Genomic DNA, 13,539 nt, shown 5'->3' on the forward strand with positions numbered 1-13,539 from the left:
TCTTACAACCATCATAAATAAATATATATAAATTAATTTTATTAAGACATAAAATAAACCTTTTAAAAATAATATATTTATTTTCAAAACTTTACGAAATTTGTAAAAGAATAAAGAATAGACATTATAATTATTCTTTTAGTGTTTTTTATAGTAGTTTTGATTGGTTAAAATCCTCTGAAAAAATTTTCAGAGGATTTTTTATTTTCTTAATCTATCAATCAATAATCCGATTACAAAACCTATAATTGATGGAGCAATCCAACCTAAATCATACTCAAAAAATGGAATTTTATTTAAGTTTTCAATTGTTAGTTGATCTAACTTTCCTAATAATTTTAATAAGCCTAAGATTGCTATAATTGTTGAAGCAATCAACGCAAAAATATACGGAGTTTTACTCTTTACAACTTTACCAAATAACACAATATAAATAACTAATGTAATTGTAATTGGATATACAAATGCTAAAGGCGGATAAGCAAAATTGATAATTTCATCTACTCCTTTTATTGATAATCCGAACGAAATAGCAGTACATAAAATAACTAATATTGTATAACTTAATTTTTCATTTGTTAAGCGACTAAAAAATGTTCCTACAGCAGAAGTTAAGGCGATTGAAGTTGTAAGACACGCAAATGCCATACATAAAGCAATTGCTATTAATCCATAATGACCTAATGTATTACGAGAAATCTCTATTAATAATTCTGCACGAGAAATGTCAGGATTTGTAATTCCAGAAGTTGCTCCTAAATAAATTAATCCACCATAAACAAATAAAAGACAAGTTGTAGAAAGTAGTCCTGCAATAGTAACAATTTGAGATTTACTTTTTGGATCAGTATAACCTTTGCTTTGTGCAGCTGTTATAATAATTCCAGCAAATATGACAGAAGCTAATACATCTAATGTTTGGTAACCTTCTACAAAACCTTTAGAAAAAGATTCAATCATTGTTAACTTTGAAGGTATAAAATCAGCAGTAGGATTAATTATTCCCACAGTAATTAATAATGTTAATAAAATTAATAAAACAGGAGTTAAATAATTTCCAATAACATCGACTACTTTTGATGGACGAATTGCTAAAATAAGTGTTATAGCAAAAAACAATAAAGATCCCCAAAAAGGATTCATTTCAGGAAAAAATGGTTTAAGTCCTACTTCAAAAGTTGTTGCGGCAGTTCTTGGAATTGCAATTAAAGGTCCAATACAAATCATAATAATTGTTCCTAAAATTGCTGCTAAATATTTATTTACACGATTTCCTAAATCATTAAAATTATCTCCAGAAAATACAACAGATAGAATTCCTGTAAATGGTAATAAAATTCCAGTTAAACCAAATGCTAACATTGCTACAAAATAATTAGAACCAACTTCTACTCCAATTAATGGAGGTAAAAGAAGGTTTCCTGCTCCAAAAAACATCGCAAATAACGCGAATCCAAGTGTTAGTATATTGGTTAACTTTTTACTTTTCATATATTTAATAATTCTTTTTACTCAAAAAAACGATTCGCAAATTACTATAATTGCGTTTTGAAGCCTTAAACTTAGTAGAATTATTCGATAATTACATTGCTATTTTATAAATTCGACAGATTTTAATAATTATTTTTATATTTATTAAAATTTAAACTTTAATATATTATGAATTATCTATATCATCAAATCTTAATTCATTTGAATTTTTATCAATTGAAATATTACAATTCGTTGGTGCATAACCTTTACCAATTGGTTGAAAATATTGTCTATTATAAAAATGCTTATCCTCATAATTCCGAAGCAAACATTCATAATATAAATTATTAATCTTTTGATTTTAAAATTTTTGCTATAATATTTATGAGATAAATATTAAACATAGTAAAGCAAATTGATATTGTAGGATATCCAAAAACAGCGAAAAGTATTATAATAAAACTAAAAAATAGTATTAAAACAACCGCTAAAAAAATTGAAAAATAATTAAGATAACTAAAAGCTATTGCTTCTTCATTATCAAAATTAGTATAGAATATCGCAGCTAAAAAATTGACAACAATTAAAAGAAACAATAAATAACCTAAAAACGGCATATAAAAACTTAAATCATGAAATCCACGAATGATTGTTTTATCCAAAACAAAAGCTACTGAAATACAAAGCCATGTCACATTGGTCCAAACAAATACTTGTCCAGAATTAGAGAAAACTTTTCCTAAAAACAACTCCGAAATCTTATCAATTTTCAAGTAAAATGACATTCCAAATAGGCAAATCACAAACTCTATAATAAAAATAGAAAAGCTGAAAATTGTATCATTATTTTTAACCACAATATCTGTAAAGGAAATTGCCATCAGTACAAGACCGATGACAAAAATCCCCAAAAATAAGTGTGCAAATGTTATTTTGTTTTGTTCCATTCGATATTTTTTGAATAGTACATTAAGATTGCAACAATAATAAATAATCCTATACTTCCCACTAACAACGCGTGTTCTTTGAGTTGTAAAACACTGTAGATAAACGCATATAATAAGATTAACATTAATGTAATTTTGAATGTTAAGCCAAACGATTTTAGAAAAGAATTGACGAAAAATGTAATCAATAAGATGGTTGCACCTGATGATAAAAAGTAAGCGATGTCAAATCCTAAATATTCTGATAACGATAACAATAATACAAAATTAACACAGATTGCAAATCCAACTAACGCATATTGCACCAAATGAATATTGAAATTATTTCGACTTTCGATAAAGAAAAACGCCACAAATGTTAATCCAATAAACAAAATCGCATATTTTGTCGAACGATATGTTTTGTCATAATGATCGTTCATTTGCAAGAAATTAATGCCAAAACTATAATCTGAAAAGTTAGAAGCGTCTTGCCAAATCTGTCCTTGCAAAGGGTTTTGTTGATAAATAGACCATTTTACATTGGTTTTTCCTTTCTTGGTTTCGGGATCAGAATTAGGTAAAAAATTTCCATCATATTTCAAATCTTTCCAATTTGTAGTCAAATCAACTTTTGTATTAATCGCCGATGGAATGATATTCAACATTTGCGAACCTTTCATCACCAAATTAATCGAAACTTGATTAAAATCGAATGTAGAAGGATCAATTTTTTGAGACATCATTTGCACAGGCATCACTTTTTTAGTGGCACTCACTTGTTCCGAATATTCTTCATTTTCTGTTCTAACTTCTGGTTGAATATCAATTGTAGAAGTCGAATTATCTAAATTCAACGGATAATTTTTATTGTTAGATTGTACAATCACTTTGTTCTCATATCCTTTTGAATCTGAGATTCCGAAAACAATTTTAGTAGAAACTACATTTTCTGCACTTACTTCCATTTCTGCAAGCATATCCGAATAATTTTTAAATTTCGAATTGATATTTAGCTTCGAATTATAAACTACAGCTTCATAAATACTACGACTTTTTAGCTGCGTATCAATCGTTCCATTGATATATAAATCATTTGCCGAAATATATTTTTTCACTTGTTGTTTCATAACTTTTCCTTGCCCATCATTTACATTTTCCATGTAAGTAACTTCGATAAAAGGACCATAAATTGTCTGTTTTCCACTCCATTTATCTGAAATTTCTGTAATTACTTTATCCTTATTTCCTTGTCGTTCTTCAATTAAATTTAATATGAACGGAATCGGAATTAATAGTCCTAAAACTAAAAGGCATACCAAAAATCCTTTTATCATTGTTTTGTTTTGTGAATAAACTGATTGATTTTCAGTTTGATATTCATTCTCTAAATCATTGTTTTCCATAATTTTGAATTTTATTATTTATTATTAAAAGTACTTTGTTTTTCAAAGTTTAAATACAAAAAAAATTATTTTATATTCTTTATTAATTTTTCGAGATAGTTCAAATGCTCCTGAAAAGCTTGTTTTCCAAGTGCTGTTATCGAATAAGTTGTATTCGTTTTTCGACCTATAAATCCTTTGTGCACAGTAATATAATCGTTTTCTTCTAGGTTTTTTAAGTGAGAAGCTAAGTTACCATCAGTTAAATCTAAAAAGTCTTTCAAATCCTTAAAAGAAATTTCTTCATTCATCACCAAAGCACTCATAATTCCTACACGAATACGATTATCAAAAACTTTGTTTAATTTATTAAGATTAAAATCCATGTTGCAAATTTAAGCTTTGTAATCATATTTTCGCACCATCCAAATCCCAAAAATTAGATGTAAAAGTCCGAAACCGATAAACCAAAACAATAAACCGTTGAAAATAAAATAGAAAGCCAATAACCCTAAAAAGATTTCGCACATTGCCAAATATTTTATCTCTACAATTGTATCACGCTCCACTGTATATAAAGCCAAACCGTAAAACAACAACGTTGCTGGAGCCACATAAGCAAAACTAAAGTTATTGATGAAGATCAAACTTACTAATCCTCCAACAATTAAAACAAAAAGAAATTTACGTAAAATTCGTTTGGTTACTGGATTTATAAATTTAACACCGTCTTTTGTCGATTTTCTTGTCATAAAAAAGAAACCTCCAATACAAGCAACTACTAAAGTTATAACTCCTAAAATGAATAATTTAATTTCTAAATTTTTCATTAAAATAGGCGTTAATGTTCCTCTATAATTTACTTGAAGTGCATCTTGTAAAATTAAAACATAAGCTATAAAAGCAGAAATCATTCCCACTACTCCAACCCAAACACCGCTCCATCCACTAATACTCGTGAATTTTGATGTGCGTTGCATTATCGATTTGATTTCGTTTAAACTTTCTATAGGGTTATTTGTGTTCATATCAAAAGTACTTTGTAATTCAAAGTTAATATAAAAAATAATTTCTCCAAATATTTTTACAAAAAAAATCCAATTTTATTCATTAAATTTTTATATACTTATGTAATAAGTATCTTAAACTAAAAATCATTACAAATTAAATTATGAAAAAAATACTTCTACTTTCTATTTTATTTGCAAATCAAATATTTGCTCAAAAAAATTATATTGACCAACCTTTCATTGAGACAAATACTAAAATTGATTCTTTAGTAATTCCGGATAAAATTTATCTTTCCATTAATTTGAATGAAGCTGATTCAAAAAATAAAAAATCTGTTGAAGAGCAAGAAAAACTATTAGAATCAACTCTGAAAAAATTAAACATTGATACAGAAAAAGATTTAGCTCTTTTAGATTTCTCAAGTAATTTCAAACAGTATTTTTTAAAAAATCAAAATGTATTAAAATCAAAAATGTATTCAGTTTTAGTAACTAACGCAATTACAGCAGGAAAAGTATTATTAGAACTTGAAAAAGTTGGAATTTCAAATGTAAATATTGAAAAAACAGAATATTCAAAAGCAGAAGAATTATTGTTAAGCTTAAAATCAAAAGCAGTTTTAAAGTCAAAATTAACAGCTGAAAAACTAAGCTAAACCTTTAAATCAAAAAGTTGGTAAAGCAATTTATATTTCTGATAATACAAATACTATATCAAATACATTACAAGCTCAAGATCAGGGACTTAAAATTAGAGGTATGTCAAATATTTCTTTAAATAAAGCAGAAGAACTAATTCATACAGAATTTCAAAAAATTAGGTTTGAAGTTCAAGTTGATGTAAAATATATCTTAGAATAATAAATTATCAAAATCTATTATATAAAAAAGACTGAATATTTACTTTCAGTCTTTTTTTATTACTTTACATTTTCTTCTTAAGGATTTGTAGACCATAAAGAAGCTGAAGCCAACATTGCTCGTTTATCTAATTTTAATAAATCGACAATTAATTGAGCAAAATCTTCTGGCTGAAGCACTTTTTCTGGATTCCCATCTGTTATTTTCAACACATCTTTTGACATTTCAGATGCAATTGTACTTGGAGTTAAGGTCGTAACTCGAATGTTTTTCTTTCTCAATTCGAACATCAACGATTCTGATAAACCTATCAATCCCGCTTTTGATGCTGAATATGCGGAAGTAACTGCATTTCCTTTTAATCCTGCTGTTGACGAAACATTAATAATATCTCCACTCCCTAAGTCTACCATCGAAGGAATTACTGCTTTAGAAACGTAATATGGTCCAAATAAATTGGTACGCACAATCTCTTCCCAATCGTTTTCTGGCATTTCCAAAAAGCTTCCGAAAGCCGCAATACCAGCATTATTAATCAAAATATCAAACGCTCCAAAACTTTCAATTAATCGTTCTAATTGCATTTTCACTTCAACTTTTTCAGCTACATTAAAAATAGAATAATCAGCTTTTACCCCAAAACTTTTTATTTCTTCAACAGTTTCTTCTAGTGCTTTTTTATTTCTACCTGTTATAGCAACATTCACTCCTTCTTTCGCTAAAGCTAAAGCAGTAGCTTTTCCTAGACCTCTACTTCCTCCTGTTACTAAGGCATTTTTCCCTTTTAAATCTTGCATAATTATTTTATAATCAAAGTTTTACAATTTATTTTTTGAAGATTTTTTGTGATTATTTTCTACAAAGATAATCAACATAGATTTCTAGTAAAAATATTTTTTATCTACTTATTTATAGGTATTTTTACTCCTTAATATACACTATACAGAATGAATACATCTTTATTTTTTACTCTACTCTTTATCAATATCTTCTCATTTATTCTATTTAAAATAGATAAAAAAAATTCTATTCTTGGAAAAAGACGTATTTCTGAATTTGCACTTTGTTTTGTTACTTTAATTGGAGGTACAGTTGGTTCTCTTATGTCTATGCAAATTTATCGACACAAAACAAAAAAGACATCATTTATTTTCAAAATATTAATAATTGTGGCACTTCAATGTAGTGCTTTATTTATTTTGGCTGATAGAATTTAATATCATCAAAGTCTAAACCTGCGATTATCTTTTTTTTCAGCTTGTTGTTTCTTTTGATTCAATCTTTTTTGTTGAGAGGCTTTCGTAGGTTTTGTTTTTTTTCTAAATTTTGGAATAATCAAAGATTTTTTAACCAACTCTAACATTTTCTTTATTGCAGATTCTTTATTCTCTAATTGAGAACGAGATTCCTGGGAACTGATTTGCAAATATCCTTCAGAATTAATCTTATTTTTCAATTTTTCTATAATTAATGCTTTTTCTTCCTCGGAAAAAAAATGAGATGCTTCAACGTTCCATTTCGCTAAAACCATTGTTTCAACTTTATTCACATTTTGTCCTCCAGCTCCACTACTTCGTGCTGTTTTATAAGTTATTTCTGAAGAAAAATCTATCATTACTTATTATTTTTATTAAATAAAATATGAGAAATCAAACAGATTAAAGTAAAAAATACACCAACAGCAACCACTCCATTCCACTGAAACTTATCCCAAGCATTTGCTGCAATAAAAGTTCCTAAAGATCCACCAATAAAATAGCTTGTCATGTAAACTGTATTTACCCGATTTCCTGCTTTTGCATCTAATCTAAAAATAATAGTTTGATTTGAAACGTGCATTGCTTGTAAACCTAAATCTATCAAAATTACACCTACAATTAACCCCCAATACGTATAACCAAACTCATAGAAAAATCCCCAAGAAATTAACATAATGATGATTGAATAAAAGATAATTTTTGAGGTAGACAAAACTTTTGACACCTTTCCTACCAAAGCAGCAGCTAATGCTCCTACTGCACCAATTAATCCAAATGCACCAGCTACATCACTACCAACAAAGAAAGGAGCTTCTTCTAAATGGAAGACCAACGTTGTCCAAAAAGCACTAAATGCTGCAAAACCTGCCGCTCCACGAAGCGATGCTAGTCTTAATTGGGGTTGAGATTTCACTAAATCTACAATAGATATCATCAGACTATTATAAGTTCCTTTGAAATTTGGTTGAATTTCTGGCAAAAAAATGTAGATAAAAATCCATAACACAAACATTAAAATTGCACCTATTAAATAAACCTCGCGCCATCCTAAATATTCTCCAATAAAACCGCTAAAAACACGAGAAAGTAAAATACCTACAAGTAAACCACTCATAACCATTCCTACAGCTTGCGCCTTGTTTTTAGGTTCTGCTAATTCTGATGCCATTGGTACAAAAACTTGTGGAATAACTGAAGTAAAACCTATTAGAAAGCTTAATGGAAAAAGCCAACTTACAGATGGAGCAAAATACATTCCCAAAAGAGCTGCAATTATAAAAACAAAATCGATTAGAATCATTCGTTTTCGTTTCAACAAATCTCCTAAAGGAATAATAAATAACAATCCACATGCATAACCTATTTGTGTTAGCATCGCAATATTAGACACTTTACTTTCAGAAACATTAAAATCCTTTGCAATTAATGACAATAATGGCTGATTGTAATAATTATTAGCAACCACCAAACCACTCCCTATAATCATTATCCATAGAATGATAGGAGTTAATTTTGGTTTCATTTGTAAATTTTCCATTTTAATATTCGCTTGCTTCTGTCAAAAGTTTAACATCATCATGAGAAAGCTGAACATTTACTGCTTCTACAAAAGCATCAAGATGTTGTTCTTTAGTCGCACTTGCAATTGGTGCTACAACGGTTTTTTGTTCTAATAACCAAGCTAAAGAAACTGCAGAATATGAAATATTGTATTGACTAGAGATTGTTTCTAGAGCATTTAGAATTCGAAAACCTCTTTCGTTCAAATATTTTTTTATTCCGTCACCACGCAAACTTTTTCCTAAATCTTCTTCTGTTTTGTATTTACCTGATAAGAACCCACTTGCCAAACTGTAATAAGGAATAACAGCTAAATCATATTTTTCAGCAACCGGTTGCAAAAATTCCTCGAAATGCTGACGATCATATAGATTATATTCAGGCTGCAATGTTTTGTATTGAGGCAAATTATAAAGTTCCGATTTATCCAACGACTCTATTAATCGTTCAGAAGAAAAATTTGAAGCCCCTATAAATCGAACCTTCCCCTCTTTTATTAGCTGATTGTAAGCTGATAACGTTTCTTCTACAGGTGTATTAACATCATCATAATGAGTCTGATATAAATCGATATAATCAGTTTGTAAACGAATAAGAGATTCTTCTACCTCTTTTAAGATATGAGCCTTTGTAGTATTGGGCTTATCTTGAATCATATTTCGTCCACCAACTTTTGTTGCCAACACAATTTGATCTCTTACTCCTCTTGATTTTAACCAATTTCCAATAATTCTTTCCGATTCAGTTCCCACATTACCAGAAACCCAGTAAGAATAATTATTTGCAGTGTCTATCGCATTAAATCCTCTATCTAAAAAAGCGTCTAAAATTTGAAAAGACTCTTCTTCATTCAATGTCCAACCAAAAACATTTCCTCCGAAAAAAATTGGTTTTATCTGTAAATCTGTATTTCCTAATTGTACATTTTTCATAAGTATCAAAGATAAAAAAAAGCTACTTTGCAGTAGCTTCTTGTTGTAAAATTTTTTGACTCACACGTCGAAAAATGTAACTTTTAAGATACTTACAGTGTTTTCATAGGTTTAGAAAACGAAGTATCTAAGTTTAATACTTAGTTTGAAATCGATATACAAATATAAATAACACATCATTCCTATCATAAAAATAGGTTTTCAACTTAGTGAAATACCTTTTCAACGAGGTAAAACTTGAATATATTCAGGTAAATTAATATTATTGAATGTTTAAATTCATTTTAACAACAGTTCCTTTATCATGAAAATCAATAAATATATTTTTTTCATAATTTTGGTTCAAAAGCTGTAATCTTTCTTCTATAATTTTTAAAGCTTTAGATTCATATATTTTACTAGTTGTTCCATTGTTATTACTTCCTTTCCCATTATCTTCAATAATCAACTGTAAGTAACTCTCTTTCAGATATAAACTCAACTTTATTTTTGGTTCTAATTTGTTTTTATCAAAAGCATGAACAAATGCATTTTCAATTATTGGTTGAATTAGCATTGGCGGTATTTTAATTTTATAAATATCCAATTGAGAATCTATATCAATTTCAAATGAGATTTTGTTTTGCCATCTAAAATTTTCAACTTCCACATAAAGTTTTAAAAAATCAATTTCATCATTTAAACTAATTTCATCTTTGGTTGATAGATTCAACATTTGACGAATTAAATGGGAAAATCGTCCAAGAGAATTCAAAGCATTATCAATATCATTATCCAAAATATAAAATTGAATAGAATTCAAAACATTGAAAATAAAATGTGGATTCATTTGGGATTGCAACGCAGTAAGCTTTGTTTCTGTCAATTGACGTTCCAATTGCAATCGCTTATTTTCTTGTTGATTTATTTCATTTAATTGATTTATTTTTAATTGATTAAATTTATTTAAAGTACTTATTTTATTTGAATTATACTTATAAATAATCAATCCAAAGGTTAAAAAAGACAACAAAACAAAATAAATATTCAAATAAAAAGGTTCTGCTATATACAAAGATAAAAGATCTACAATCTGCTTTTCTCCATTATTAGTATCAGTTATTTCTAATTGAATTTTATATTCTCCGTATCGCAAATTTCTTAAAAAAATTGTTTCGTCATTAAAATAATCATTCCAACTTTCTTCTGGATTAATACGATATCTGTATTTATAATTTTCAGGAAAATTCGCATCTACAATAGAAAAGTTTATAGCCAAATTATTTTCATTATTCTTTAGTTTCAAATTTTTATTTATTAAATCGAACCAAGAAAATTTTTCATCACCAAACGCAATGTCATTTATTTTAAGATCTGTGATTAATACTTTCTTTGTGAGGTTTGGTTGATGCAATAAATTATTTAAATCTAGTTTATAATATCCATTTTCAACTCCAAGAAAAACAGTTTTCCCATCAAAAATAGATGAATGAATATCTTTATTTACAAAACCTTGCTCATTACTAATCATATAAGTTTTGTCTTTATTAAAAACAAGCAGGTTTCTATTTGTTCCAATCAAAATACTTTCTCCAAAAATATCGATAGAACTTATATTTTCTCCTCCTATATCACGAATATTAATTATTTTTTTTATGATCAGTTCATCTTCTTTTATTTGTAAAATGTAAACTTTCGCAAACTCTGTAGCAACCATTAATTGATCATTTCCTATACATTTTATCATTTTTAACTTCGATTCGTTAAATTGATTATTCTGTAAATAAGAGATAAATTTCCCGTTTTCATATTTAAATAATCCATCTAAAGATGAACCGAAAAAAACAGCATTTTTATTCTGACAAATTGAAACAACATCTTTCGGTACATTTCCTTGAGCAGCAGAATAAGAAGTGTATTTTATATTTTTTAAATCATCAAAAATTAAAATTCCTCCAAAGGGGTTTGTTTGAATAAATTGATTATCAAAATATGTAAATTGATTTGTTTTATTTGGAAGATAATGCTTAAAATTTCCTTCAAAATCTAATTCAAAAAGCCCTAAATTTGTTGCTATTAAGAAAGATTCTTCATGAATTATAATCTTATAAAAGCGAAGATTTTTTGCTTTTAAAGTATAATCTATTTCATAGAAATCTTTATTTGATTGATTAAGAAAATTTTTATATTTTTCTTTATTTTGGAGCATGTAATTATAGAAATTATCTCTTTTAACTAACTTCTTGAATTCATTATTTTGCTTAAGATAAAGTCCTTCTGGAGTTAAAAAATAATCAACATTTTTTATTTTAAGTATTTCTATTACTCTCTTATTGTCAATTGTTGAAAAATCTAAAAAATGATTAAAATGAACTTCAAAAAGTCCTTTATCTAAACTTCCTACATAAATTAAATCATCTGTTTTACTATTAAAAATTCTATAAGGATAATCAGAAGTTATCTTGAATTTTTCTGTTTGATCATTTATCTCATTTTCTGTAATTTCCGATACTATTCCATTTCCTGCACCTACGTCATTACCAACAATAAGTAAAGAATTTCTTTTTTTAGAAAGATTATGACTTCTAATAATTGGTAAATCATAAGTTACATAAGTTGATTTATTATTAAAAAAATCATTTATTGGGATTTTTTTGAGACCTTTTGATGAAGAAAAATACAGGTTATTATGGTAAACGAAACTATAATTTATTTTATCAAAAGGGCTGATTAGTTTTAGTTTTGAACGTGTAACTTCATAAATACCATGATCTATAGTTGTGACATATATTTTATTTTGATATTCAAAAAAAGAGACTGCTTCAAAAACAATATTATTACTTTTCTCAAATGAAGGATTATATATTTTTTTAAATTTTGTATCAATAATAGAAACTCCTCCTTGTGTTGCAACATAAACCAAATCATTTATATAAAACAAGTTACGAACTCTATCTGAAACTAATCCTTTAAATGTATTTATTTGTTCAAAATCTTGGCCTGAAAACTTTAAAATTCCTTGTCCATAACTTCCAAACCAAATATTATGTTCCTTATCTTCTACTATTGTCCAAATATTATTATACTGAACTTTCTCAAAACGTTTTAGTATTTTGAAGTTATTCATATCTTTTACAAAAACTCCATAACGAGTTCCTACCCAAACAAAATTTCTTGAATCTTTATAAATACTCAAAATTTCATTAGCAGGTAAGCCATTTTCGTACGTATACTGTTTTGTTAAAACAAACTGAGCAAAAAGTTGATTTGAGCAAAAAATAAAAAGGATTAATAATAGAATTTTACGAAACAACATTCGAAAGAATTTTATAACCTAAAGATGTAACAGGAAGATTTATTTCTCCTCCTTTAGGAGAACAATTTAAGATTAATTGATTATTTCTCTTATCAATTTTTTTTGCAAAATTTATATTCACCAAATAAGAACGATTAACTCTAAAGAAATTTGTTTGATTAATTAAATTTTCAACTTCTTTCAACGTTTTAGTAATCATAAAGACATCATCTTTTGTATAAATAGTACAATAGCTGTCATCTGCTTTGCAATAGATAATTTCATTTATTTTTAAAACTAAAACTTCTGTTATCGAAGGAATAAAAATTATTCCATGTTCGTTTTTAAAAATTTCCTTAAGGTTTTCTGTATCTACTTCTTCTTCTGAATCTTCTTTTATTATTTCTATTTTATTACTTCTATTTATATCATTTTGTCGTTCTTCAAAACGTTGCAATAAAATTTTAAGATCAGAAATAGAAATTGGCTTCATTAAATACCCCAAACATCCCCATTGATTAACAGCTTGCAAAATATAATCAGAATGTGCAGTTGTAAAAATTACATCAAAAGAAATGTCATTAAAATAATCGAATAATTTAAACCCAAATTCTTCTGGCATTTGAATATCTAAAAAAACAATATCTGGTTTATTTTCTTTTATTTTTTCCACTCCTTCTTTTACAGAGCTTGCTGTATCTATGGAAACAAAAAAATCAGGTAAAGCATGTTGAATAACTTTTTTTAATCCTTGTTGAGCAAAGTGTTCATCATCAATAATAAGAGCCTTGTAATTGTTCATCCTAGCGTATTTAATACAAATATAAAATAAAAAAGGATGCTCTATACGAACATCCTT

The 13,539-nt window shown here is 27.2% G+C and carries 14 protein-coding genes; 3 read left to right on the forward strand and 11 right to left on the reverse strand.

The features are described from left to right. Nucleotides 1-201 precede the first annotated feature (201 nt). Nucleotides 202-1,491, reverse strand: coding sequence for a branched-chain amino acid transport system II carrier protein (gene brnQ, locus E4J94_RS11285; RefSeq protein ID WP_135835910.1), 1,290 nt, complete (start codon nt 1,489-1,491; stop codon nt 202-204). 168 nt (nt 1,492-1,659) lie between these two features. Between brnQ and E4J94_RS17615 the strand changes: the two genes are divergently transcribed. Beyond that, the gene (locus E4J94_RS17615) at nt 1,660-1,824 is read left to right on the forward strand and encodes a hypothetical protein (protein WP_168801861.1); all 165 of its coding nucleotides are present in this window, start codon (nt 1,660-1,662) and stop codon (nt 1,822-1,824) included. Here E4J94_RS17615 and E4J94_RS11290 read toward each other — a convergent pair. The 4 genes from E4J94_RS11290 to E4J94_RS11305 form a co-directional block, all read right to left on the reverse strand. Next, a complete protein-coding gene (locus E4J94_RS11290) occupies nt 1,821-2,420 on the reverse strand; it encodes a hypothetical protein (protein WP_135835911.1) in 600 nt (199 codons plus the stop codon). The genes E4J94_RS17615 and E4J94_RS11290 overlap by 4 nt on opposite strands. Next, on the reverse strand, nt 2,402-3,805 hold the full coding sequence (gene creD / locus E4J94_RS11295) for a cell envelope integrity protein CreD (protein ID WP_135835912.1): 1,404 nt from the start codon (nt 3,803-3,805) through the stop codon (nt 2,402-2,404). Before creD ends, E4J94_RS11290 begins: the two co-directional genes overlap by 19 nt. 65 nt (nt 3,806-3,870) lie before the next feature. Beyond that, a complete protein-coding gene (locus E4J94_RS11300; protein ID WP_038331250.1) occupies nt 3,871-4,170 on the reverse strand; it encodes a winged helix-turn-helix domain-containing protein in 300 nt (99 codons plus the stop codon). A gap of 9 nt (nt 4,171-4,179) precedes the next feature. Continuing rightward, nucleotides 4,180-4,812: a hypothetical protein gene (locus E4J94_RS11305; protein ID WP_135835913.1), complete on the reverse strand. Its 633-nt coding sequence runs from the start codon at nt 4,810-4,812 to the stop codon at nt 4,180-4,182. 143 nt (nt 4,813-4,955) lie between these two features. On the opposite strand from E4J94_RS11305, the gene E4J94_RS11310 reads away from it, so the two are divergent. Further along, on the forward strand, nt 4,956-5,450 hold the full coding sequence (locus tag E4J94_RS11310) for an SIMPL domain-containing protein (RefSeq protein WP_246034310.1): 495 nt from the start codon (nt 4,956-4,958) through the stop codon (nt 5,448-5,450). A 282-nt stretch (nt 5,451-5,732) separates the two neighbouring features. Here the strand turns inward: E4J94_RS11310 and E4J94_RS11315 are convergent, their stop codons facing one another. Continuing rightward, nucleotides 5,733-6,452, reverse strand: a complete 720-nt coding sequence (locus E4J94_RS11315; protein ID WP_135835914.1) for a 3-ketoacyl-ACP reductase — start codon at nt 6,450-6,452, stop codon at nt 5,733-5,735. 150 nt (nt 6,453-6,602) lie between these two features. On the opposite strand from E4J94_RS11315, the gene E4J94_RS11320 reads away from it, so the two are divergent. Next, nucleotides 6,603-6,872 carry a DUF1294 domain-containing protein gene (locus tag E4J94_RS11320; protein ID WP_135835915.1) on the forward strand — a complete coding sequence of 90 codons (270 nt, stop codon included), beginning with the start codon at nt 6,603-6,605 and terminating at the stop codon, nt 6,870-6,872. 5 nt (nt 6,873-6,877) lie between these two features. On the opposite strand, the gene arfB is transcribed toward E4J94_RS11320, so the two are convergent. The 5 genes from arfB to E4J94_RS11345 form a co-directional block, all read right to left on the reverse strand. Continuing rightward, a complete protein-coding gene (arfB, locus tag E4J94_RS11325) occupies nt 6,878-7,270 on the reverse strand; it encodes an alternative ribosome rescue aminoacyl-tRNA hydrolase ArfB (protein ID WP_135835916.1) in 393 nt (130 codons plus the stop codon). Then, nucleotides 7,270-8,451, reverse strand: a complete 1,182-nt coding sequence (locus E4J94_RS11330) for an MFS transporter (RefSeq protein WP_135835917.1) — start codon at nt 8,449-8,451, stop codon at nt 7,270-7,272. Before E4J94_RS11330 ends, arfB begins: the two co-directional genes overlap by 1 nt. Before the next feature lies 1 nt (nt 8,452). After that, complete coding sequence (locus E4J94_RS11335; protein WP_135835918.1) at nt 8,453-9,406, reverse strand: aldo/keto reductase; 954 nt, start codon at nt 9,404-9,406, stop codon at nt 8,453-8,455. A gap of 262 nt (nt 9,407-9,668) precedes the next feature. Then, a complete protein-coding gene (locus tag E4J94_RS11340; protein WP_135835919.1) occupies nt 9,669-12,701 on the reverse strand; it encodes a sensor histidine kinase in 3,033 nt (1,010 codons plus the stop codon). Beyond that, the gene (locus E4J94_RS11345; RefSeq protein WP_135835920.1) at nt 12,688-13,482 is read right to left on the reverse strand and encodes a LytR/AlgR family response regulator transcription factor; all 795 of its coding nucleotides are present in this window, start codon (nt 13,480-13,482) and stop codon (nt 12,688-12,690) included. The genes E4J94_RS11340 and E4J94_RS11345 overlap by 14 nt, the downstream gene beginning before the upstream one ends. Nucleotides 13,483-13,539 lie beyond the last annotated feature (57 nt).

This window comes from Empedobacter tilapiae (genome assembly GCF_004785645.1).
Classification (GTDB): domain Bacteria; phylum Bacteroidota; class Bacteroidia; order Flavobacteriales; family Weeksellaceae; genus Empedobacter; species Empedobacter tilapiae.

Excerpts from the sequence above, each read along its gene's own strand:
- E4J94_RS11300 (WP_038331250.1), bottom strand. The coding sequence starts at position 4,170 with ATGGATTTTAATCTTAATAAATTAAACAAAGTTTTTGATAATCGTATT.
- creD (WP_135835912.1), bottom strand. The coding sequence starts at position 3,805 with ATGGAAAACAATGATTTAGAGAATGAATATCAAACTGAAAATCAATCA.
- E4J94_RS17615 (WP_168801861.1), top strand. The coding sequence starts at position 1,660 with ATGAATTATCTATATCATCAAATCTTAATTCATTTGAATTTTTATCAA.
- E4J94_RS11315 (WP_135835914.1), bottom strand. The coding sequence starts at position 6,452 with ATGCAAGATTTAAAAGGGAAAAATGCCTTAGTAACAGGAGGAAGTAGA.
- E4J94_RS11320 (WP_135835915.1), top strand. The coding sequence starts at position 6,603 with ATGAATACATCTTTATTTTTTACTCTACTCTTTATCAATATCTTCTCA.
- E4J94_RS11335 (WP_135835918.1), bottom strand. The coding sequence starts at position 9,406 with ATGAAAAATGTACAATTAGGAAATACAGATTTACAGATAAAACCAATT.
- arfB (WP_135835916.1), bottom strand. The coding sequence starts at position 7,270 with ATGATAGATTTTTCTTCAGAAATAACTTATAAAACAGCACGAAGTAGT.
- E4J94_RS11290 (WP_135835911.1), bottom strand. The coding sequence starts at position 2,420 with ATGGAACAAAACAAAATAACATTTGCACACTTATTTTTGGGGATTTTT.
- brnQ (WP_135835910.1), bottom strand. The coding sequence starts at position 1,491 with ATGAAAAGTAAAAAGTTAACCAATATACTAACACTTGGATTCGCGTTA.
- E4J94_RS11305 (WP_135835913.1), bottom strand. The coding sequence starts at position 4,812 with ATGAACACAAATAACCCTATAGAAAGTTTAAACGAAATCAAATCGATA.
- E4J94_RS11310 (WP_246034310.1), top strand. The coding sequence starts at position 4,956 with ATGAAAAAAATACTTCTACTTTCTATTTTATTTGCAAATCAAATATTT.
- E4J94_RS11330 (WP_135835917.1), bottom strand. The coding sequence starts at position 8,451 with ATGGAAAATTTACAAATGAAACCAAAATTAACTCCTATCATTCTATGG.
- E4J94_RS11340 (WP_135835919.1), bottom strand. The coding sequence starts at position 12,701 with ATGTTGTTTCGTAAAATTCTATTATTAATCCTTTTTATTTTTTGCTCA.
- E4J94_RS11345 (WP_135835920.1), bottom strand. The coding sequence starts at position 13,482 with ATGAACAATTACAAGGCTCTTATTATTGATGATGAACACTTTGCTCAA.